Source organism: Streptomyces sp. 8N616 (genome assembly GCF_052246385.1).
Lineage (GTDB): Bacteria > Actinomycetota > Actinomycetes > Streptomycetales > Streptomycetaceae > Streptomyces.
The window spans coordinates 1-21,003 of record NZ_JBQQBY010000011.1 but is presented as its reverse complement, the minus strand read 5'-3'; the positions used below and the strand labels follow the sequence as shown (position 1 = coordinate 21,003).

Sequence of the window (21,003 nt, the reverse complement as noted above, 5' to 3'; positions counted from 1 at the left end):
CAGGAGGGCGTTCCCTCACGTCTCCGGGAGTCACCACAGTGACCGACGTAAGTCCACCAGCCGACGATCTCGGCGTGCTGTCCACCCTCTTCCGCTCCGAGCAGGGGGGCCACGAGCAGGTCGTTCTCTGCCAGGACCGCGACAGCGGCCTGAAGGCCGTGATCGCGATCCACTCCACCGCCCTGGGCCCCGCCCTCGGCGGCACCCGCTTCCACGCGTACGCCTCCGACGAGGAGGCCGTCCTGGACGCCCTCAACCTCGCGCGCGGCATGTCGTACAAGAACGCGCTGGCCGGTCTCGACCACGGCGGCGGCAAGGCCGTGATCATCGGCGACCCGGACGTGATCAAGAGCGAGCGCCTGCTGCTCGCCTACGGCCGCTTCGTCGCCTCGCTCGGCGGTCGCTACGTCACGGCCTGCGACGTCGGCACCTACGTCGCCGACATGGACGTCGTGGCCCGCGAATGCAAGTGGACCACCGGCCGATCCCCGGCCAACGGCGGCGCCGGCGACTCGTCCGTGCTGACCGCCTACGGGGTCTTCCAGGGCATGCGGGCCAGCGCCCAGCACCTGTGGGGCGACCCGACGCTGCGCGGCCGCAAGGTCGGCATCGCGGGCGTCGGCAAGGTCGGCCACCACCTCGTCGAGCATCTGCTGGAGGACGGCGCCGAGGTCGTGATCACGGACGTCCGGCAGGACTCCGTGGACCGCATCCGCATCAAGCACCCCCGGGTGACGGCGGTGGCCGACACGGACGCCCTGGTCAGGACCGACGGCCTGGACATCTACGCTCCGTGCGCGCTCGGCGGCGCGCTCAACGACGACACGGTCCCGGTCCTCACGGCGAAGATCGTCTGCGGCGCCGCCAACAACCAGCTGGCCCACCCCGGCGTCGAGAAGGACCTCGCCGACCGCGGGATCCTCTACGCGCCGGACTACGTGGTGAACGCCGGCGGCGTGATCCAGGTGGCGGACGAGCTGCACGGCTTCGACTTCGACCGGGCCAAGGCCAAGGCGACCAAGATCTTCGACACCACGCTGGCCATATTCGACCGTGCCAAGTCCGACGGCATTCCGCCCGCGGCCGCCGCCGACCGCCTGGCGGAGCAGCGCATGGCGGAGGCCCGGGCCCGTACGGCGGTCTGACCCGAGCAGGGCAAAACGGCCCGCCGGCAGGAGGACGAGACAAGACTCACCACCCGTCGGCGGGTCGATCCTGTGCAGGAGGTAAAATCATCGCTGACCAGCGGGGACAGGGCTCCTCGAGGGTTCTGCCGCGTGTCGCGTCCTGTGGGCGACGTACCGTATGGGCGCGGAAGCAGGTACCGTTGAAGCCCTACGGACCGGTCTCTCCGTTGAGAGCCCGCTCCGAATCATGAACGCGTGTCAAGACTCTGGGGCCGTCGAGCCCCGTCGTTGAGGGGGTCGAGCCATGGGGCGCGGCCGGGCCAAGGCCAAGCAGACGAAGGTCGCCCGCCAGCTGAAGTACAACAGCGGTGGGACGGATCTCTCACGCCTGGCCGAGGAGCTGGGCGCATCGACTTCGAGCCAGCCGCCGAATGGCGAGCGCTTCGAGGATGATGAGCTGGACGACGACCCGTACGCACAGTACGCGGATCGCTACAACGACGAGGATGACGAGGACGACGACGAGTCGTCCGAGCAGTCCGCCTACCGTCGGCGCGCTTGACGCTGCGCTCGGCCCCGGCCGTATCGCGCACGCAGCGAGCCCGCCCACAGCACGACCACTGACCCGGTCCGGGGCCCGCCCCCGGACCGGGTTCTGTGCTGCCCTGCGGGCCCTGCTCAGCCGGCGTGGTCACCGGTCAGGACCACTGCTTCGGTACGGTCGCCGCGCTCGGTGATCTCGCCCGCGACCCACGCGTCGACGCTGCGGTCCGCGAGCACGGCCAGCGCCACGTCGACCGACTCCTGCGGCACGACCGCGACCATGCCGACGCCCATGTTGAGCGTCTTCTCCAGCTCCGGGCGCGCGACCTGTCCGGCCCGGCCGACGAGGTCGAAGACCGGGCCCGGCGTCCAGGTGGACCGGTCGACTGTCGCGTGCAGCCCGTCCGGGACGACCCGGGCCAGGTTGTTCGCCAGGCCACCGCCGGTGATGTGCGAGAAGGCGTGCACCTCGGTCGTACGGGTCAGCGCCAGGCAGTCCAGCGAGTAGATCTTGGTCGGCTCGAGGAGCTCCTCGCCCAGGGTCCTGCCGAACTCCGGGAGCTCCCGGTCCAGGGTCCAGCCCGCCCGGTCGAACACCACGTGCCGGACGAGCGAGTACCCGTTCGAGTGAAGTCCGGAGGACGCCATGGCGATCACGGCGTCACCCTTTCGGATACGATCCGCGCCCAGCACGCGGTCGGCCTCGACGACGCCCGTCCCGGCGCCTGCGACGTCGAAGTCATCGGGGCCGAGGAGGCCCGGGTGCTCGGCGGTCTCGCCGCCGACGAGCGCGCAGCCCGCCAGCACACAGCCCTCGGCGATGCCCTTGACGATCTGGGCGACGCGCTCCGGGTGGACCTTGCCGACGCAGATGTAGTCGGTCATGAACAGCGGCTCGGCGCCGCAGACGACGATGTCGTCGACGACCATGCCGACGAGGTCGTGGCCGATGGAGTCGTACACGCCCAGCTGCCGGGCGATGTCGACCTTCGTGCCGACGCCGTCAGTGGCGGAGGCGAGGAGGGGGCGCTCGTACCGCTTGAGGGCGGAGGCGTCGAAGAGGCCCGCGAAGCCGCCGAGCCCGCCCACGGCCTCGGGGCGGGTGGCCTTCTTCACCCACTCCTTCATCAGCTCGACGGCACGGTCGCCCGCCTCGATGTCGACGCCCGCGGCGGCGTAACTGGCACCAGTGGTCCCGGACTCGGACATTGATGGAAACTTTCGTGTCGTTGGGTACGCCGGTGGGCCCTTACGGGCGGCGCAGGGCGTCGGCGCCGCCGACACCGGCGGTCAGCGTCTGGACGCCGTCCGGATCGGGCTTGGCCTGCCCGGCCGTCTCGGACTCCAGGAGGTGCTTGCCGAGCAGCTCCGGGTCCGGCAGGTCCATCGGGTACTCGCCGTCGAAGCAGGCGCGGCACAGGTTCGGCTTGGCGATGGTGGTCGCCTCGATCATGCCGTCGATGGAGATGTACGCGAGCGAGTCCGCGCCGAGCGACTTGCCGATCTCCTCGACCGACAGGCCGTTGGCGATCAGCTCCGCGCGCGTGGCGAAGTCGATACCGAAGAAGCAGGGCCACTTGATCGGCGGGGAGGAGATCCGGATGTGGACCTCGGCCGCCCCGGCCTCGCGGAGCATCCGGACGAGCGCGCGCTGGGTGTTGCCGCGGACGATCGAGTCGTCGACGACCACCAGGCGCTTGCCCCGGATGACTTCCTTGAGGGGGTTGAGCTTGAGGCGGATGCCGAGCTGACGGATGGTCTGGCTGGGCTGGATGAACGTCCGGCCGACGTAGGAGTTCTTGACCAGGCCCGAGCCGTACGGGATGCCGCTCGCCTCGGCGTATCCGACGGCGGCCGGGGTGCCGGACTCCGGGGTCGCTATCACCAGGTCGGCTTCGGCCGGGGCCTCCTTGGCCAGGCGGCGGCCCATCTCCACGCGGGAGAGGTAGACGTTGCGGCCGGCGATGTCGGTGTCCGGGCGGGCGAGGTAGACGTACTCGAAGACGCAGCCCTTGGGGCGGGCCTCGGCGAAGCGAGTGGCGCGCAGGCCGTCCTCGTCGATGGCGATCATCTCGCCGGGCTCGACCTCGCGGATGAAGCTCGCGCCGACGATGTCGAGGGCGGCGGTTTCGCTCGCCACGACCCAGCCGCGCTCGAGGCGGCCGAGGACCAGCGGGCGGACGCCCTGCGGGTCGCGGGCGGCGTAGAGGGTGTGCTCGTCCATGAAGGCGAGCGAGAAGGCGCCCTTGACCTTGGGCAGGACCAGGGGCGCGGCCTGCTCGACGGTCAGTGGCTTGCCGTCCTCGTCGACCTGGCCCGCGAGGAGGGCGGTGATGAGGTCGGTGTCGTTGGTCGCGGCGACCTGGGTGGCGCGGCCGTTCTCGCGGGGGAGTTCGGCCACCAGCTCGGCCAGTTCGGCCGTGTTGACCAGGTTGCCGTTGTGGCCCAGGGCGATCGAGCCGTGGGCGGTGGCGCGGAAGGTCGGCTGCGCGTTCTCCCACACGGAGGCGCCGGTGGTCGAGTAGCGGGCGTGGCCGACCGCGATGTGGCCCCGGAGGGAGCCGAGGGAGGTCTCGTCGAAGACCTGGGAAACCAGGCCCATGTCCTTGAAGACGAGGATCTGGGAGCCGTTGCTCACCGCGATGCCCGCGGACTCCTGTCCACGGTGCTGCAGCGCGTACAGCCCGAAATAGGTGAGTTTGGAGACCTCTTCCCCCGGAGCCCAGACACCGAAGACGCCGCAGGCGTCCTGAGGGCCTTTCTCACCGGGGAGGAGGTCGTGGTTGAGTCGTCCGTCACCACGTGGCACGCCACCGAGTCTAGGACAGGTTGAGGATTAACCCGAACCAGGTACTCCGCCGCACCTGCCGGATCCGACGACGGGAGGGGCGAGGCATGGTGCGGAGCCGGTCCGAGGTGGTGTCCACAGTGCGGGACGACCGTTGAATGGCCTGGTGGGGCCGGTGGACCCGGTCAGCATGCGGCGCCCGATGACGTCTGCGTCACACTTCTTGAGGGCCGGGGATCCAGGGCCGGGGATCCAGGGCCGCGGGCGGAGCCTCAGACGTTCGGCCGGAGCCTCAGACGTGCTGCGTCCAGACCGCCCAGACCGTCCAGACCGCGAGCGGTACGGCGACGAGCGGGGCGAGCGGCAGCCCGCGTTCGCGGCGCGTACTGACGCGGGCGGGGCGCAACTCCGGGTGTACGCGCATGGCGGTGATCTCCTCGGACGCCCGGCGGCCGGGGGCGGCGCCGTCCGGGCGGGGCCGGCGCCTGAACCTCGTCAGGGCCACCCGCAGCCTCCAGACCGAGTCCCGGCCGTGGTCGCGCACCCGGAGCTCCCCCTCGTCGTACCTCGCGACACCGAGCCGGTCCCACGGAAGGTGCCGGACCCGCCAGGCACCGGTCAGCCACAGCCCGTCGCGGTCGGCGGTGACGCGCCAGTGGGCCATGGCGGAGGACGTGGTGAGCACGGACGCGACCAGGAGGACGATGAAGGCGTACCACCACGGGGAGTCCTCGTCCCTCAGGTACGAGCCGAGCACGGCGGCCGCGAGGAGCAGGCCGAGGACTCCGACGACGCGGTCGGCGGGCCGCGGGCCCCAGCGGGCGGGCTCGTCCCGGGGGACCATACGGGCCGCGGTCCGGCCGGTCGCGGCCACGGCTTCGAGCTGCTCGGCCGTCGACACTCCGCCGAAGGTCACGTCAAGACCTTCGTCCTCGCGCGCGACCGGGGCCGCAGGGGTGCGACGTCGTCCGCGGGCGGGGCGTACGGCCTGGAAGGTGTACTCCGTGATGGGCTCGCCATCGGCGGCCACCGAGACCAGGGCCACCTCGGCGCGGGCGCACGGGGCGCCGAGGAGGACGGCCTCGCGCAGCCGGGTGAGGGTGCGCAGCCGCGCGGCGGCTTCCTCCGGACTCGGCTGTTCCGGCTCCTCCTCTTCCTCGCCCTCTTCCTCGCCCTCTTCCTCGCCCTCTTCCTCGCCCTCTTCCTCGCTGTCCCCGCTGTCCTCGCCGTCCTCCAGTTCTTCGTCGCCGTCGTCCTCGTCGTCCTCCTGCTCCACCGCGCAGGAAAAGAGAGGGCACCGGCCCTCGGGGTCGTCGGCCGCGAAGACCCAGGTGTCGGCCTCGACGTCCTCGCGTATGAGGACCCGCAGCACCGGAACCGGTCCGCGTCGCAGGGCGGCGGCCCGGCGGCGGGCCAGGGCGCCGAAGGCGAGGGCGGACACGCCGAACGCGGCCGCGGCCGAGCCGCTCAGCTGCCAGGCGTCGAGCGCGCCCGAGCCGGGGGCCTCCGCCGCGGACTCCCCCGCGGACTCTGCCGGCGCGGTCTGGCGGGTCGCCCCTGCGGCGCGCGCCTCGTCGGCGCTCGCGGTGCGATCCGCCTGCCAGAACGCGACGGCGGCGACCGTGCACAACAGCGCCCCCGCGGCGATCTGGAGCCGGCCGCGGCGCAGGGGCGGCAGCGGCGGCGGGAGCGGGCGGGTGTCAGGACAGGCCGCGGACTGCGCCGCGAGCCGCTGGCGGCGCCGGTGGCGAAGGCGCAGGAGCGCGATCGACCAGCCGTAGAGGAGGGCGCCGAGTACGGCCGCGTTCGCGGCCGCACTGCCCGTGTCCGGGGCGGGGAACTCCTCGTACGCGACGAGGGCCCCGGTCAACGGCGCGGAGATGAGGGTGAGTTCGGGAAGCCGCAGGAACCAGTAGACCTGGGTCAGGGCCAGGGCCGTCTCCGCCACACCGGTCCAGTCGGTGTCGGCGGGGGAACGGCCGCTCTGCAGGCTGTTCTGCAGTCCGCTCTGCACGACCGCGGGCTCGGCCGCGATCGCCGCCACCAGGGCCAGGGCGAGCGCGATCGCGGGCCCCAGGCGGTTGGCCCAGCGCGGTGGTGCTGCCGCGAGCCAGCTCTGTGCGTCGCGCGTGGTCCACGGGCGGACAGCTCTGAACTCTGCCGGCAGCGGGGCGCGGGGCGAAGTCATGCGGGGATTATGGCTGCCGAGAGCGAGCGATGATGAACGTACGTACGAACTCGGCCCCACTCCGGCCGCGCGCCCCCACCGGGCTTCGGGGCTCCGCCGGGGCCGGGCCCTACCCCAGTACCGGCAGCAGAGCCGACAGATCGGCCCGCTCGCCACTGGCGGAAACCGCCGCAGCGCCGAGCGCATCAGCCCAGCTCATACGGCCCGTGGCGAGGCGGATCCAGGTCAGCGGGTCGGTCTCGACGACGTTCGGCGGGGTGCCGCGGGTGTGCCGGGGCCCCTCGGCGCACTGCACGACCGCGAATGGCGGAATCCGCACCTCCACCGACCCGCCGGGCGCCTTCGCCGCCAGCGCGTCGGCGAGCACGCGCGTCGCGGCGGCGAGCGCCTGCCGGTCGTACGGGATCTCGGCCCCGAGCGCGGCCGCCAAGTCGTCACCGTGAACCGTGAGTTCGATGCACCGGGTGACCAGGAAGTCGTCCAGCCGGATGGCCCCGACACGGCCCGCGAGCAGGCGGTCGTCGGGCGTGGAGGCGAGGGTCACGGCGAGCCGGTCGGCAGCGCGGGTCAGCAGCTCCTGCGGCTCGCCCTGGGCGGCGAGGGCGCGCGTGTTCTCGTCGACGGTCCCGGCGTGGGCCGCCGTCGCGGCCGGCCAGTCCACGAGGGCGACCTCGCGTACGGACGGCGCGGGCTGCTCCGCGTAGTGGCTGACGGCTCCGACGCACATGGCGATGTGCGCGACAAGATCGCGGACGCTCCAGTCGCCGAGCCGCGTGGGCAGCGCCCACTGCTCCGCGGACAGCCCGGCCACCGCCTCCCTCACGTACTGAAGCTGGGCGGTGACCGCGGCCCGCACCTTCGCCGGGTCGTACGTACGGGCGCGGGGCTTGCGCTGAGCAGGGGGCATGGCGCCGAGCTTAGCCAGGCCCGCGTCCCGCCGTGGACAGGTTTTCGGGCCCGTCCGATGATGGAAACACAAGGGAAATATCGGCAGGAAAGGCGTGAATCACTATGGCTGAGCACCCTGACTGCACCCTGGTCCGCCAGGGCTACGACGCATTCTCCCGGGGTGACATGGACACCTTGGGCTCCCTGATGACGGCGGATGTCGTTCACCACGTGCCCGGAGACAACATCTTCTCGGGGCACCACAAGGGTCGCGATGCCTGTCTGCAGATGTACCGCCGTCTCGGCGAGGAGACCAGCGGCACTATGCAGGTCGAGCTTGAGAACGTGCTGGCCGACGGGCGCGGGCACGTCATGTCCGTGCACAAGGTCCGCGCCGATCGGGGCGACCGCGGCATGGAGATGGCCGAAGGGCTCTTCTTCACGATCGTCGGCGGGAAGATCACCGACATCGACGAATGCGTCGAGGACATCGACGTCCAGAACGAGTTCTGGACCTGATCACCACCCGGAACTCAGCGGGCCGACGGCCCCGAGCCCGCAGCGGTGCGGGGCCGTTCCAAGGCTCAGCTCTCCTCGAAAGTCGCCGTGAAGGCCGATGCCTTCGGGAACCGGACGTCCGTGCACCCCCGGCGCTGGGCGACATCGGCGACGTAGGCGCGGAACACGGGCTCGAAGCGGGACGCGGCCCCCAAGGCGTACGAGTCCCGGAGGGTGAGCGTGTGCACGGCGGGCTCACCGTCGCACACTGAGGACGCCCACCAGACGGGTGCCTCCGGCGAGCGGCCCGCGCGCCCCGGCTCCGCCGCGGTCGTCTCCGTGCCGATCTCGTCGATCCGCACATCCTTCGCGGACTCCCCGAACCAGCTCTGCGCCGTGGCCCACCAGTCGCCCTCGTACCTGGGCGCGTCCCGCTGGGCCAGCTCCTCGTACCCCGGCTTGCCCGCGTACTTCCCCCAGGTCTCCCGTGCGGTGTCCTGGCGCAGCGCCAGACCGCACTTCTCGGTCCAGACGTCCCCGTCGGCCCGGGTCTCCATCACCTGGTCGGGCATCCAATCCCCGCTGTCCAGGCCGGACTTCGCGTACCAGGCGCAGGTTCCCTTCGCCGACTCGGGAGCTATGAGCTCGCCCTCGACAGGCGGGATGCCGCCCGGCGGTGAGGGCAACCGGTCCCGGCAACCGAGCTTCGCGCCGAGGTTGTTGGCGGTGTCGACGGCTATGGAGGCCAACCGGTCACGGGTGTTCTGGTCCATCTGGTGACCGCTGCCGAGCGGATCGAAGCCGTCCATCGTGGTGACCGCGCCGGCCACGACGTTCTTGACCGCGCTGCCCTGAACCTTCTTCCCGCCCGCGCAGGGGAGTTTGACGCCGACCCCGGTGTCCGTGACGATGCCCGGGATGCCGCCGCCGAGCGGATGATCCAGGTAGGTCGGGTCGTACCGGTCGACGAGGGTGTCCCAGGGCGGGTCCGTCTCCTCGGTCGCCGCTTCCGGTTCCACGGCGACGCTCGCCGTGAAGAACATCCGCTTCGAGGCGTCAGCGGCTTCCCCCGCCGACGTACTGAACAGCTCGCACCGGCCCGAAGCGGTGTCGAGGTCGATCGCCGAGTCGTTGTGCTCGATGCGGCCCTCGCCGTAGGGGAGCGCGGTGATCTTCCCTGGGGATACGAGTCCGGCGCAGGCCTCGTCGATGGCGAGCCGGTTCGCCGCATACGTCCAGAGCTCGGTTCCGCTCCAGCCGATCCCCACGACCGCGGTGCACACGACCAGGACATTGACCACCTTGCGCAGGCGCGGTCGGTCAGTCACCGAACATCACTCCCCCCACGTGATGCGCAGAAGCTATCAGCGGCCGCTGACAACGCCGCGGCCCCGACCGCCCCGCGGACGGGGCCGCGGAACAGCACGCCGTCCGGCCAGCAGCGCGGGCATCGTTGCGTGGTGCGCCTTCTCGAGCTTAGCCAGCGGGATACTGAAATGCCCCTGGACGTCGAGCGCGTCGCCGTCCACGACACCGATCCGTGCCGCCGGAAGTCCGCGGGCGCCGCACATGTCGGTGAAGCGCAGCTCCTCGCTGCGCGGCACGGCCACCACCGCGCGGCCCGCCGACTCCGAGAAGAGGAAGACGAAGGGGTCCCCCGCGGCGGAGCCGCTACCGGAGGCAGTGTCGGGCACGACGATCCGGACGCCCTTCCCGCCTCGCAGGCAGGACTCGACCAGGGCCTGGACCAGCCCGCCGTCCGAAATGTCGTGCGCCGCGTCGATCATGCCGTCCCGCGACGCCGAGATCAGAATCTCGGCGAGCAGCTTCTCGCGCTCCAGGTCCACCTTCGGCGGAAGCCCGCCGAGGTGCTCGTGGACCACCTGGGACCAGGCGGAACCGCCCAGTTCCTCCCTGGTATCGCCGAGCAGGTAGACCAGGTGGCCCTCGTCCGCGAACGCGATCGGCGTGCGGCGCGCGACATCGTCGATCACACCGAGCACAGCCACCACCGGGGTCGGGTGGATCGCGGCCTCACCGGTCTGGTTGTACAGCGACACATTGCCGCCGGTCACCGGGGTCCCCAGTACCTGGCAGCCATCCGCGAGACCACGACAGGCCTCCGCGAACTGCCACATGACCGCCGGGTCCTCCGGCGAGCCGAAGTTGAGGCAGTCGGAGATGGCGAGCGGCTTCGCGCCGGACGCGGCGACGTTCCGGTACGCCTCGGCGAGCGCGAGCTGCGCACCCGCGTACGGGTCGAGCTTCGCGTAGCGCCCGTTACCGTCCGTCGCGACGGCGACCCCGAGGCCCGTCTCCTCGTCGATCCGCACCATGCCGGAGTCCTCCGGCTGCGCGAGCACCGTGTTGCCCTGCACGAAGCGGTCGTACTGGTCCGTGACCCAGGACTTGGACGCCTGGTTCGGTGATGAGACCAGCGCGAGGACCTGCTTGCGCAGCTCATCCCCGCCGGCCGGGCGCGGAAGCCGGGACGCGTCGTCGGCCTGCAGCGCGTCCTGCCACTCCGGGCGGGCGTACGGCCGCTGGTACACCGGGCCCTCATGGGCCACGGTCCGCGGCGGCACGTCCACGATCTGCTCGCCGTGCCAGAAGATCTCCAGCCGCTCGCCGTCCGTCACCTCGCCGATCACGGTGGCGATGACATCCCACTTCTCGCAGATCTCCAGGAACCGGCCGACCTTCCCCGGCTCGACGATCGCGCACATGCGCTCCTGCGACTCGCTCATGAGGATCTCCTCGGGCGAGAGCGTCGCGTCGCGCAGCGGCACGGTGTCCAGCTCGACGCGCATGCCGCCGGAGCCGGCGCTCGCCAGTTCGCTCGTCGCGCAGGACAGGCCCGCGCCGCCGAGGTCCTGGATGCCGGTGACCAGGTCCGCCTTGAAGAGCTCCAGGGTGCACTCGATGAGGAGCTTCTCCTGGAACGGGTCGCCGACCTGGACCGCCGGGCGCTTGGCCGGGCCGGTCGACTCGAAGGTCTCACTGGCCAGCACCGACACCCCGCCGATGCCGTCGCCGCCGGTCCTGGCACCGTAAAGGATCACCTTGTTGCCGGCGCCGGACGCCTTCGCCAGGTGGATGTCCTCGTGCTTCATCACGCCCACGCACAGCGCGTTGACCAGCGGGTTGCCCTGGTAGCACGGGTCGAAGACGACCTCGCCGCCGATGTTCGGCAGGCCCAGGCAGTTGCCGTAGCCACCGACGCCCGCGACGACACCCGGCAGGACGCGCTTGGTGTCGGGGTGACCGGCGGCGCCGAAGCGCAGCGGGTCCATGACCGCGACCGGCCGGGCACCCATGGCGAGGATGTCGCGGACGATGCCGCCGACGCCGGTGGCCGCACCCTGGTACGGCTCGATGTACGAGGGGTGGTTGTGCGACTCGACCTTGAAGGTGACGGCATAGCCCTGGCCGACGTCGACGACACCCGCGTTCTCACCGATGCCCACCAGCAGGGCGGCGTTCTCGGGGGCCTTCTCGCCGAACTGCTTCAGGTGCACCTTGCTCGACTTGTACGAACAGTGCTCGGACCACATGACCGAGTACATCGCCAGCTCGGCGCCGGTCGGGCGGCGGCCCAGGATGTCGCGGATGCGCTCGTACTCGTCCTTCTTGAGGCCGAGTTCGGCCCACGGCTGCTCGGTGTCCGGCGTCTCGGCCGCGTGCTTGACCGTATCCAGGCTCATGCTGCGCCCCCTTCATTCGCTTCTCCGCCCGCGCGGCGCAGAGGCGCGGCCTTCGTGTTCTCCCCCACAGCCTTCGGCGTGGGCGGTACCCCCAGCAGCCGAGTGGCCGCGCGTGCGTCGCTCATACGCCGACCAGCTTCTTGAGGATCGAGGTGAAGAATCCGAGGCCGTCCGTGCCGCCGGTGCCGATGCCCGGCTCCACGGCGTGCTCGGGGTGCGGCATCAGACCGACGACATTGCCCGCCTCGTTGGTGATGCCGGCGATGTCGCGGAGCGACCCGTTGGGGTTCACGCCCAGATAACGGAAGGCGACCCGGCCCTCAGCCTCCAGCATGTCCAGGGTGCGCTCGTCGGCGACGTAGCGGCCGTCCATGTTCTTCAGCGGGATGTGGATCTCCTGGCCCGCGGTGTAGTCGGCGGTCCAGGCGGTGTCCGCGTTCTCCACCCGCAACTTCTGCTCGCGGCAGATGAAGTGCAGATGGTCGTTGCCGAGCATGGCGCCGGGCAGCAGGTGCGCCTCGGTGAGGACCTGGAAGCCGTTACAGATGCCCAGCACCGGGAGACCGGCCCTGGCCTGCTCGATGACGGTCTCCATGACCGGCGAGAAGCGGGAGATGGCTCCGGCCCGCAGATAGTCGCCGTACGAGAATCCGCCGGGCAGGACGACCGCGTCGACTTGCTTGAGGTCCTTGTCGCGGTGCCACAGCGCGACCGGTTCCGCGCCGGCGCGGCGAATCGCGCGCTGCGTGTCCCGGTCATCGAGACTCCCGGGGAAAGTCACGACTCCGATACGGACGTTGCTGCGGCCCGAAGGGCCTCCGTTGAGGGTGGTGGTGGGAGACGGGCGGGCAGTCACGACTCGACCTTCACGGTGAAGTCCTCGATCACAGTGTTGGCGAGGAACGTCTCGGCCATCTCGCGGACCCGGGCGAGGGCGGCTTCGTCGACCGGCCCTTCCACCTCGAGTTCGAAGCGCTTTCCCTGGCGGACGTCGGCGATTCCGTCGAAACCGAGGCGGGGCAGTGCACGCTGCACCGCCTGGCCCTGGGGGTCGAGGATCTCCGGCTTGAGCATGACGTCGACTACGACGCGTGCCACTGGCACTCCCGGTGGTGTGGTGCGTAAGGCGGTTCCCTCAGCGTACCCCGCTGGAGAATCTACGCGGGTAGATATCTCGGGACACGGTCACGTTTACGCATCGGCGCGGGTTCCCCCTGTGGAAAATCAGGGGAAAACCGTATGGTCACCGATTGCGGCATGACACGCGGAGGGAATTAACTGGGCTTCGCAATGCAATCGCTGTCGCTGTACAAATGAAAAAGAACTGACCCCCAACCCCCGGCCACCCGCATCTTCGCACGTCATTGCGGTGGTGCCGTTACGAAAGGACCGATATCCGTGGCTCAGCGCGTAGTGGTCACACTCTCCGACGACATCGATGGCGGGGAAGCGGCGGAGACGGTCACCTTCGGTCTCGACGGCAAGTTCTACGAGATCGACCTGAACACAGCCAATGCGAAGAAACTGCGCGGAGCGCTCGCGCCTTATGTGGAAGCGGGCCGAAAGCGGTCCAAGTCGGGCAAGGCCTACCGGCACACCGCCGTCGCCCCCGACCCCGCGGCCGTACGGGCCTGGGCGCGGTCGCACGGCATGGAGGTGCCGCCGCGCGGCCGGATCCCGAAGAAGGTCTACGAGGCGTTCAACGCATCGAGTTGAGCAGGGCCCTGGCCGGGTCGCGCGGCCGGAGCGAGGGCGGCTCGGGGCCGGTGCGGGCCTGGCCGAGGCCGGACCGCAGCTGACTTGCACGACACCCCGGGCGATCAGCTACAGTCTGGAGCGCGCCGAGGGGCGAGGCCGCAGAGCCGGACCTCACGGAGCCACGCGGGTGTAGCTCAGTAGTAGAGCGCCCCCTTTCCAAGGGGGAGGCGCAGTGTGCGATCCCTGTCACCCGCTCTCCTCACTTTTCCGACCAGCCAGTGGATCGGGTACAGTGATGGTCGCGCCGGGCGGTGAAAGCCGTTCGGAGGCATGCGGACGTAGCTCAGTTGGTAGAGCGCAACCTTGCCAAGGTTGAGGTCGCGAGTTCGAGCCTCGTCGTCCGCTCCACGCAGGGCGAAGGCCCCGGTCCCAAGGACCGGGGCCTTCGTCGTATGGCGTCGGCATCCCGCCGTCGTATGCCGTCGGCTCCCGCGACGATGACATGTGTCATGAGCAGTGGTGACACCCTGCACTGCCCGCGCCCGCCGGGCGTCGCAAGGCTGAATCCATGGACACCGACGAGTATGTGATCGACGTCACCGGGCTGCGGCGCAGCTACGGCGACGGCCGCGGAGCCTTCGAGGCGGTGCGCGGGATCTCCTTCTCCGTGGCGCGCGGCGAGCTGTTCGCCCTGCTGGGCACGAACGGCGCCGGCAAGACCTCGACCGTCGAGCTGCTGGAGGGCCTGGCCAGGCCGAGCGGCGGGCAGGTGCGGGTGCTGGGGATGGACCCGTACGAAAGGCGGGCCGAGGTGCGGCCGCGGACCGGCGTGATGCTCCAGGAGGGCGGCTTCCCCTCCGACCTCACGGCCGGGGAGACGGCCAGGATGTGGGCGGGCTGCACCAGCGGGGCGCGCCCGGTGGCCGAGGCCCTCGGGCTCGTCGGGCTGAGCGCCCGCGCCGACGTACGCGTCAAGCAGCTGTCGGGCGGCGAGCGGCGCCGCCTGGACCTGGCACTGGCGCTGCTGGGGCGGCCCGAGGTGCTGTTCCTGGACGAGCCGACGACCGGGCTCGACGCTGAGGGGCGGCGCGACACCCAGCGCCTGGTGCGCGAGCTGCGGGACGGCGGGGCCACGGTGGTGCTGACGACCCATTACCTGGAGGAGGCGGAGGCGCTCGCCGACCGGCTCGCGATCCTGCACGAGGGGCGCATCGCGGCCTGCGGCTCCACCCACGAGGTGATCGCCGCGCACCCGGCCCGGATCTCCTTCGAGCTGCCCGAGGGCTATCTGCTGGGCGACCTGCCGCCGTTGCCCCGGCTGGGCGCGGTCAGCCACGAGGAGCGAGGGCAGCGGATCCGCCTGCACACCGAGCGGCTGCAGGAGTCGCTGACGGAGCTGCTGAGCTGGGCGGACGGGAAGGGCGTCGTGCTGGGGCGGCTGGATGCGCGGGAGGCCTCGCTCGAGGAGGCGTTTCTGGCCATCGCGGGCAACGGGGACAACGGGGACGGAGCGGCGGGAGGTGGTGTGCGATGAGTGCCACCGCGACCACCGGCGCGGCGGGGCGGCTGGCGGCGCTCGGCCGGGCCGAGCTGACCCTGCTCGTACGGAACCGGACCGCGCTGTTCATGGCGCTGCTCATGCCCGTCGCGATGGTGTGGGCGGTGCGGTCGAGCGTCGCGCGGCTCGAGCTCGCCAGAACGGGGCTGAGCGTCGCCGCAGCCTCCATGACCGGCGGGATCGGGGTCGTTCTCATCTTCGTCGTCTATGCCAATCTCGTACCGGCCTATGTCGCCCGCCGCGAGGAGCTGGTGCTCAAGCGGCTGCGGGCAGGGGAGCCGGGGGACCTGGAGATCCTGGCGGGCACCGCGCTTCCCTCGGCGGCGGTGGCGCTGGGCCAGTGCGCGGTGCTGATCGCGGCCGGGGCCCTGCTGCTGGACCTGTCCGCGCCGCGGCGGCCCGAAATCCTCGTGGCGGGCATGCTGTTGGGCACCGTCATGCTGGCCGCCCTGGCCGCCGCGTCGGCCGCCGTCACCAGGACCGTGGAGAGCGCACAGATCACGGTGTTGCCGCTGATGGCGGTGTCGTTCGGCGGGTCGGGGCTCTTCGTCCCGCTGGAACTGCTGCCGGACGGGGCGGCGGACGTCCTGCGGCTGCTACCGCTGACACCCGTCGTGGAGCTCGTACGGTACGGCTGGCTGGGCGGCGCGGGTGCGGACGCGGGTGCCGTGCTGCGGGCGGTGGGGTGCGCGGTGGTCTGGGCGGGGCTGGCCGTGTTTGCTGTACGGCGGTGGTTCCGCTGGGAGCCGCGGCGCTGAGCGCTGTGCCGCGCGTCGTGCTGGGGAGTGGGGAGCGGATGTCGAGGCTGACGCGGTGGTGGGACCGGCGGAGCGATCCGGCCCGGATCGAGCTCTATACCCGCTGGCTGTTCCACGCCTTCGTGCTGGTCGAGATCACGGCGATCGGCGCGGCGGTCGCCGGCGGGGAAGCTCCGGCCCGGGTGCGCGCCGGGCTGTTCCTGCTGGTCGCGGTGCACGCCGTGCTCTGCGCCGTGCTGTCCTCGCGGTCCCTGGACTGGGCGCTCGACCGGCGCGCGCGGCCGGTCCGGCTCGCCACCGGCGTCGCGGTGTTCTCGGCCGCGGGAGCGGTGCTGGCGCTGTCCCTGCGCGCGGCCGGGACGGTCCCCGAGATCGGGGACGCGAGCTCCGCGGTCGTCGGCTTCACCGGGTTCGGCCTCGGCGCGCTGGTCCTCGGGCTGCGCGGGATTCGGCATGCGTTGTATGCGGCCGGGGTGGCCGCGGCGGGGGTGGCGGTGGCCGCGGCGGCGGTCCGGCTGCCGGTCGACGAGGTCGTCGGCTTCGCCGTCGCGACAGCCCTTGCGGGCACGGTGATGACCTTCACGAACGGCTTCTCGGCATGGCTGCTGCGCGCCGTATGGGAGTTGGACGCGGCCCGCGAACTCCAGGCGCGGCTGGCGGTCGCGGAGGAGCGGCTGCGGTTCGGCCGCGATCTGCACGATGTGATGGGGCGCAACCTGTCGGTCATCGCCCTCAAGAGCGAGCTGGCCGTACAGCTCGCCCGGCGGGGACGGCCGGAGGCGGTGGATCAGATGATCGAGGTGCAGCGGATCGCGCGGGAGTCGCAGCGCGAGGTGCGCGATGTCGTACGGGGCTACCGGGAGGCGGACCTGGACGTGGAGTTGGCGGGTGCCCGGTCCGTACTCAGGGCCGCGGGGGTCGCCTGCCGCGTCGAGGGCGACGACGGCTCGTGCCTTCCGGCTGAGGTGCAGTCGGCGCTGGGGTGGGTGATGCGCGAGGCCGCGACCAATGTGCTGCGGCACGGGGACGCTCGGCGCTGCGCGATCCGGCTGGACGCGGGCGCGGGCGGCGCCGAGCGCGCGGTGCTGGTGGTTGAGAACGACGGCGCGCCGGGCACCGCGCCGGGCCGTGGAGGCGCGGGGCTTGCGGGCTTGCGTGAGCGGTTGGCCGCGCTCGGCGGCACGTTGGCCGCCGGGCCGCATCCGGATGGCACCTTCCGCCTGACCGCAGAGATCCCGCTGCCCGGCGGGGTGTCCGATTTCCTCCCTGCGCTGCGCGCGGAGGCTTCCCGCCTACCCGCCCCTGAAGGGGGCTCCGCCCTTCAACCCGCCCGCCGCCCAGGACGCAAAGCCCCCCGCGTGGCGGAGCCGGATATCGTCCGCAGCCGGGAAGGGTCGCCTGCCGGCGGAGCCGCTGGGGGCCACTGCGGGGAAGGACCCTCCGCCGGACTCGCCCCAGGGCGAGCGGGCGGGGAAGCGGGTGGCTGGGAGGAGAGCGCCGAGGGCCTGCCCGCGGAGAGCGCGGGCGACTCTCGGCGGCATCGGGGGCGGAGTTCCGACCGCGGACCGGCGGGAGCGTGATGAGCGTCGAGCACGGCTCCCCCCAGGCGTCAGCGGCACGCGTACGGGTGTTGCTCGCCGATGACGAGCACCTCATTCGCGGGGCGCTCGCCGCGCTGCTGGCGCTGGAGGACGATCTGCTGGTCGTCGCCGAGGCCGCATCCGGGCCCGAGGCGGTGGCGATGGCCCGGGCGCACCGCCCTGACGTGGCGGTGCTGGACCTGCAGATGCCGGGGGCGGACGGTGTGTCGGTGGCAACATCACTGCGGGCCGAACTGCCCGGCTGCCGGACCATGATCGTGACCAGCCACGGCAGGCCCGGGCATCTGAAGCGGGCGCTGGCGGCCGGGGTCCGGGGGTTCGTACCGAAAACCGTCTCGGCGCAGCGGCTCGCCGAGATCATCCGCACGGTGCACGAAGGAAACCGTTACGTGGACCCGGAGTTGGCGGCGGACGCCATCAGCGCCGGGGACTCCCCGCTCACCGCCCGCGAGGCCGAAGTGCTCGAGCTGGCGGCCGATGGCGCGCGCGTCGCGGAGATCGCGCAGCGGGCCGCGCTCTCCCAGGGCACCGTTCGCAACTACCTCTCCTCCGCGGCCGCGAAGCTCTCCGCGGAGAACCGCCATGCGGCGGTGCGCATCGCACGTGAGCGAGGTTGGCTATAGTTGTCTTTCGCAACGCAGCATGCGGACGTGGCTCAGTTGGTAGAGCATCACCTTGCCAAGGTGAGGGTCGCGAGTTCGAATCTCGTCGTCCGCTCCAGAGGAAAAGGCCCCGGTCATCACGACCGGGGCCTTCTGCGTGGGCAGCCGCTCCATGGGGAGCGTAGGGCGGGGTTACGACCAGGGTGTGCCGGTCAGTCGCTCGTACGCCTCCACGTACTTGGCGCTGGTCCGTTCGACGATCTCCGCGGGCAGCGCGGGCGGCGGCTGTTCGCTGCGGCGGTCCCAGCCCGAGGCGGGCGAGGTCAGCCAGTCGCGGACGTACTGCTTGTCGAAGGACGGCTGCGGGTGGCCCGGTTCCCAGGCGTCGGCGGGCCAGAAGCGCGAGGAGTCCGGGGTCAGTACCTCGTCCGCGACGACCAGGGTCTCGCCGTCGAAGCCGAACTCGAACTTCGTGTCGGCGAGGATGATCCCGCGGTCGCGGGCGAGGTCGCGGGCCCGGCTGTAGAGGGCGAGGGTGGCCTGCCGCAGCTGGGCGGCGGTGTCGGCGCCGAGCTGGCGGGCGACTTCCTCGTACGACACGTTCTCGTCGTGGTCGCCGACCGCGGCCTTGGTGGCCGGGGTGAAGATCGGGGCGGGCAGTTCGGAGCCGTCGGCCAGGCCCTCGGGGAGGGCGAGACCGCAGACCGTACGGCTCTCCTCGTACTCGGCGAGGCCGGAGCCGGTGAGGTAGCCGCGGGCGACGCACTCGACCGGGACCATGCTCAGCGACTTGCAGACGAGGGTCCGGCCGGCCCAGTCGGCGGGGGCGCCCTCGGGGAGGTCGGTGCTGAGGACGTGGTGAGGGATCAGATCCGAGATGCGGTCGAACCACCACAGGGACAGCTGTGTGAGGACGCGCCCCTTGTCCGGGATCTCGGTGGGCAGCACCCAGTCGTAGGCGGAGATGCGGTCGCTGGCGACCATCACGAGGTCGCCCGACCCGTTCTGATACAGGTCACGCACCTTGCCGGTGTGCAGATGCACCAGACCGGGCACCTGAGCTGGCTCGGGCTTTTCCACGAATCCGGACACGCTGCCTCCGCGTAGATCGATCCAGGAGTCCGTTCCGATTCTCCCGTACCGGACGCGGTTCCTCCCTTCCAGGGTCCTTCAGCGTCAGTCGCGCTTGCAGATGCGGTCGAGGAGGTTGGCGGTGGCCCGCTGGACCCGGGCGTCGACGTGGCCGGGCCGGTCCAGCGCGGGCGACCAGGCGAAGGTGCCGGAGGCGAAGACGAACGCGCCGCTGGGGGCCCGGTAGAGGGAGGTCTCCTGGTGGCGGGTGTCGCCCTCGGTGTCCTTGTACGGGGAGTGGGCGAGCAGGATGCGGCGGGTGTGGTCCGGCAGGGGTGTGCGGGGGAAGTAGCGGTCGGCCTCGCCCGCGACGAGGCCGGGCAGCTCGTCGCCCTCGGTCGCGCCGGTCGCCTCCCAGAGCCAGTGGTCGGCGTTGCGGACCACCATCGGGCTGGGTTCGGGGACCGCGCCCGCGTACTGGATGCCGAGCAGGAGCTGCTCCGGCCGCCCCAGCTCGCGCCAGAGCGCGGGTTTGCCCGGGCCGCGGCGCTTGCGGCAGCTGAGGAGGCGGTCGGGGGCGCCGGACGGGGACGCGGCCAGCTCGGCCTGCCAGTACATGGTGTTGGCGGAGAGGAAGACGAGGGACGTGCCGGTGTCGCGGGCCAGCTCGACGGTGCGGCGCATGGGGACCGACCAGTACTCGTCGTGGCCGGGGAAGACGAGGCCGCGGTAGCGGGTCGGGTCGATGCGCCCGGCGTGCAGGTCGCGGGTGTCGGCGTACGCGACGTCGTAGCCGTAGCGCTCAGCAAAGCGGATGAAGTCGTAGGCGTGGCCGACGTGGAGGGGGAGGCCGGCGCCCGCGTAGGGGCGGTCGAAGGAGACGGTGACGGCCGCGTCCTCCTCGCCGAGCAGGCGGCCCTCGTCGTCCCAGGCGTGGTAGAGGCTGGCGCCGGTGCGGCCGTCCTCGGGGTAGAGGTTGTACGCCTGCCAGGTGATGTCGGGGAGCAGGAGGAGCAGGTCGGCAGCGGGCGGGGCGGCGCGCAGAGCCTCATTGGAAGGCTGGTGGTGGGCGACGGGCGGGAGGGTGTCGCGGACGGTGAAGGGGATGTGGCTGCGGTAGCCGTCGGCAGTGGTGAGCACGGCGACATACGCCCCTTCGCTCCAGTACGTGGGGACCTGGAGGCGCCAGGACAGCCACCAGTGGTGGCAGGAGACGGTGCGGTCGGCGGTGAGCGGGGCGGGCTGGACGATGCCGGAGAGCCGGGGGCTCGTGGTGATCTTCGCGGCGCCGTCGCCCCCGTAGTGGCCGATCCGGTAGATGTCGACGGAGAACTGCTGGGGCGGGTCGACGGTGATGCGGAAGTCGATGGCCTCGCCGGGGGCGACGGCTCCGGTGGAGGCGAAGCCCTTGATCTGGCGGTGGACATCGTCGGCGGTGCGGGGGCCGTGGGCCGGGGCGCAGCGGGCGCCGGACCCGCGGGGGGCGGGGACGCCGGAGTTGGCGGCGCCTCGGTCACCCCGGTCGGCTCGGTCCGGGGCGGCGGGATCGGCGATGCCGGGATCCGCGGTGACGGCCGGGTCGACGTACCAGGGCACGACGTGGCCGGTGTCGTCGAAGTAGTTCTCGCTGCCGCGCAGCCAGGGCACCGGGCCCTGGCCGAAGGGGTCCGAGACGGCGTGTGCGAGCGCTCCCGACTCCCAGCGGCGGATCTTGTCCGTACTCACGAACGATCCCTCCCGGACCTGATGCTCCCCTGACCGGTTAAGCACATCACACTCAGCGGTGTGTCCGTAACTGTTCGTGGCGATTCATTGAGGAGCGGTGGATGTCGCGGCGTGATCAAGTGGTGGAAATGCGATGGTCGTGGTGAACTGCCCGGAATTTATGGGGGTGGACGGGTGGATGGATGGGATACGGCGGCTGGTCATGGGGCTGGGTTGAAGGCTGGTTCGGGGTGGGGGTGGGGCTGGGGTGGGGC

Annotated in this window: 16 protein-coding genes, 3 tRNA genes and 2 pseudogenes; 11 read left to right on the top strand and 10 right to left on the bottom strand. The window is 71.6% G+C overall.

Going from position 1 to position 21,003, the window contains the following annotated elements; genetic code table 11:
* Positions 1 to 38 precede the first annotated feature (38 nt).
* Both ACTWQC_RS12055 and ACTWQC_RS12050 read left to right on the top strand, forming a co-directional pair.
* A complete protein-coding gene (locus ACTWQC_RS12055; protein WP_443315619.1) occupies positions 39 to 1,145 on the top strand; it encodes a Leu/Phe/Val dehydrogenase in 1,107 nt (368 codons plus the stop codon).
* A 286-nt stretch (positions 1,146 to 1,431) separates the two neighbouring features.
* Complete coding sequence (locus ACTWQC_RS12050) at positions 1,432 to 1,689, top strand: DUF3073 domain-containing protein (protein WP_443315618.1); 258 nt, start codon at positions 1,432 to 1,434, stop codon at positions 1,687 to 1,689.
* A 116-nt stretch (positions 1,690 to 1,805) separates the two neighbouring features.
* On the opposite strand, the gene purM is transcribed toward ACTWQC_RS12050, so the two are convergent.
* The 4 genes from purM to ACTWQC_RS12030 form a co-directional block, all read right to left on the bottom strand.
* Positions 1,806 to 2,879, bottom strand: coding sequence for a phosphoribosylformylglycinamidine cyclo-ligase (gene purM / locus ACTWQC_RS12045; protein WP_443315617.1), 1,074 nt, complete (start codon positions 2,877 to 2,879; stop codon positions 1,806 to 1,808).
* A 40-nt stretch (positions 2,880 to 2,919) separates the two neighbouring features.
* On the bottom strand, positions 2,920 to 4,479 hold the full coding sequence (gene purF / locus ACTWQC_RS12040) for an amidophosphoribosyltransferase (protein ID WP_443315616.1): 1,560 nt from the start codon (positions 4,477 to 4,479) through the stop codon (positions 2,920 to 2,922).
* Between the two features lie 271 nt (positions 4,480 to 4,750).
* A complete protein-coding gene (locus tag ACTWQC_RS12035) occupies positions 4,751 to 6,646 on the bottom strand; it encodes a hypothetical protein (RefSeq protein WP_443315615.1) in 1,896 nt (631 codons plus the stop codon).
* A gap of 109 nt (positions 6,647 to 6,755) precedes the next feature.
* Positions 6,756 to 7,553, bottom strand: coding sequence for a sterol carrier family protein (locus ACTWQC_RS12030; RefSeq protein WP_443315614.1), 798 nt, complete (start codon positions 7,551 to 7,553; stop codon positions 6,756 to 6,758).
* Between the two features lie 104 nt (positions 7,554 to 7,657).
* Here ACTWQC_RS12030 and ACTWQC_RS12025 point away from each other — a divergent pair, with 104 nt between their 5' ends.
* Positions 7,658 to 8,053, top strand: coding sequence for a nuclear transport factor 2 family protein (locus ACTWQC_RS12025; RefSeq protein WP_443315613.1), 396 nt, complete (start codon positions 7,658 to 7,660; stop codon positions 8,051 to 8,053).
* Between the two features lie 65 nt (positions 8,054 to 8,118).
* Here the strand turns inward: ACTWQC_RS12025 and ACTWQC_RS12020 are convergent, their stop codons facing one another.
* The 4 genes and pseudogenes from ACTWQC_RS12020 to purS form a co-directional block, all read right to left on the bottom strand.
* Complete coding sequence (locus tag ACTWQC_RS12020; RefSeq protein WP_443315612.1) at positions 8,119 to 9,360, bottom strand: hypothetical protein; 1,242 nt, start codon at positions 9,358 to 9,360, stop codon at positions 8,119 to 8,121.
* 105 nt (positions 9,361 to 9,465) lie between these two features.
* Positions 9,466 to 11,736: pseudogene (gene purL / locus ACTWQC_RS12015) on the bottom strand (phosphoribosylformylglycinamidine synthase subunit PurL); the annotation flags it as partial.
* Positions 11,737 to 11,857: 121 nt separating this feature from the next.
* Positions 11,858 to 12,526 (bottom strand): phosphoribosylformylglycinamidine synthase subunit PurQ, encoded by a 669-nt coding sequence (gene purQ / locus ACTWQC_RS12010; protein ID WP_443315761.1) that lies wholly within the window; start codon positions 12,524 to 12,526, stop codon positions 11,858 to 11,860.
* A 62-nt stretch (positions 12,527 to 12,588) separates the two neighbouring features.
* Positions 12,589 to 12,834 carry a phosphoribosylformylglycinamidine synthase subunit PurS gene (gene purS / locus ACTWQC_RS12005; RefSeq protein WP_443315611.1) on the bottom strand — a complete coding sequence of 82 codons (246 nt, stop codon included), beginning with the start codon at positions 12,832 to 12,834 and terminating at the stop codon, positions 12,589 to 12,591.
* 300 nt (positions 12,835 to 13,134) lie between these two features.
* On the opposite strand from purS, the gene ACTWQC_RS12000 reads away from it, so the two are divergent.
* The 8 genes and pseudogenes from ACTWQC_RS12000 (at position 13,135) to ACTWQC_RS11965 (ending at position 18,071) form a co-directional block, all read left to right on the top strand.
* The gene (locus ACTWQC_RS12000) at positions 13,135 to 13,452 is read left to right on the top strand and encodes a histone-like nucleoid-structuring protein Lsr2 (protein WP_443315610.1); all 318 of its coding nucleotides are present in this window, start codon (positions 13,135 to 13,137) and stop codon (positions 13,450 to 13,452) included.
* A 165-nt stretch (positions 13,453 to 13,617) separates the two neighbouring features.
* A tRNA-Gly gene (locus ACTWQC_RS11995) sits at positions 13,618 to 13,689 on the top strand.
* 77 nt (positions 13,690 to 13,766) lie between these two features.
* A tRNA-Gly gene (locus tag ACTWQC_RS11990) sits at positions 13,767 to 13,842 on the top strand.
* A gap of 160 nt (positions 13,843 to 14,002) precedes the next feature.
* On the top strand, positions 14,003 to 14,968 hold the full coding sequence (locus ACTWQC_RS11985; RefSeq protein WP_443315609.1) for an ABC transporter ATP-binding protein: 966 nt from the start codon (positions 14,003 to 14,005) through the stop codon (positions 14,966 to 14,968).
* Complete coding sequence (locus ACTWQC_RS11980) at positions 14,965 to 15,750, top strand: ABC transporter permease (RefSeq protein WP_443315608.1); 786 nt, start codon at positions 14,965 to 14,967, stop codon at positions 15,748 to 15,750. The genes ACTWQC_RS11985 and ACTWQC_RS11980 overlap by 4 nt, the downstream gene beginning before the upstream one ends.
* A gap of 38 nt (positions 15,751 to 15,788) precedes the next feature.
* Positions 15,789 to 17,006 (top strand): annotated as a pseudogene (locus tag ACTWQC_RS11975) (sensor histidine kinase); the annotation flags it as partial.
* Positions 17,007 to 17,329: 323 nt separating this feature from the next.
* Positions 17,330 to 17,974 (top strand): response regulator, encoded by a 645-nt coding sequence (locus ACTWQC_RS11970; RefSeq protein ID WP_443315607.1) that lies wholly within the window; start codon positions 17,330 to 17,332, stop codon positions 17,972 to 17,974.
* Between the two features lie 21 nt (positions 17,975 to 17,995).
* Positions 17,996 to 18,071, top strand: a tRNA-Gly gene (locus ACTWQC_RS11965).
* 74 nt (positions 18,072 to 18,145) lie between these two features.
* Here the strand turns inward: ACTWQC_RS11965 and ACTWQC_RS11960 are convergent.
* Both ACTWQC_RS11960 and ACTWQC_RS11955 read right to left on the bottom strand, forming a co-directional pair.
* On the bottom strand, positions 18,146 to 19,045 hold the full coding sequence (locus tag ACTWQC_RS11960; protein ID WP_443315606.1) for a phosphoribosylaminoimidazolesuccinocarboxamide synthase: 900 nt from the start codon (positions 19,043 to 19,045) through the stop codon (positions 18,146 to 18,148).
* Between the two features lie 84 nt (positions 19,046 to 19,129).
* A complete protein-coding gene (locus tag ACTWQC_RS11955) occupies positions 19,130 to 20,749 on the bottom strand; it encodes a N,N-dimethylformamidase beta subunit family domain-containing protein (protein WP_443315605.1) in 1,620 nt (539 codons plus the stop codon).
* Positions 20,750 to 21,003 lie beyond the last annotated feature (254 nt).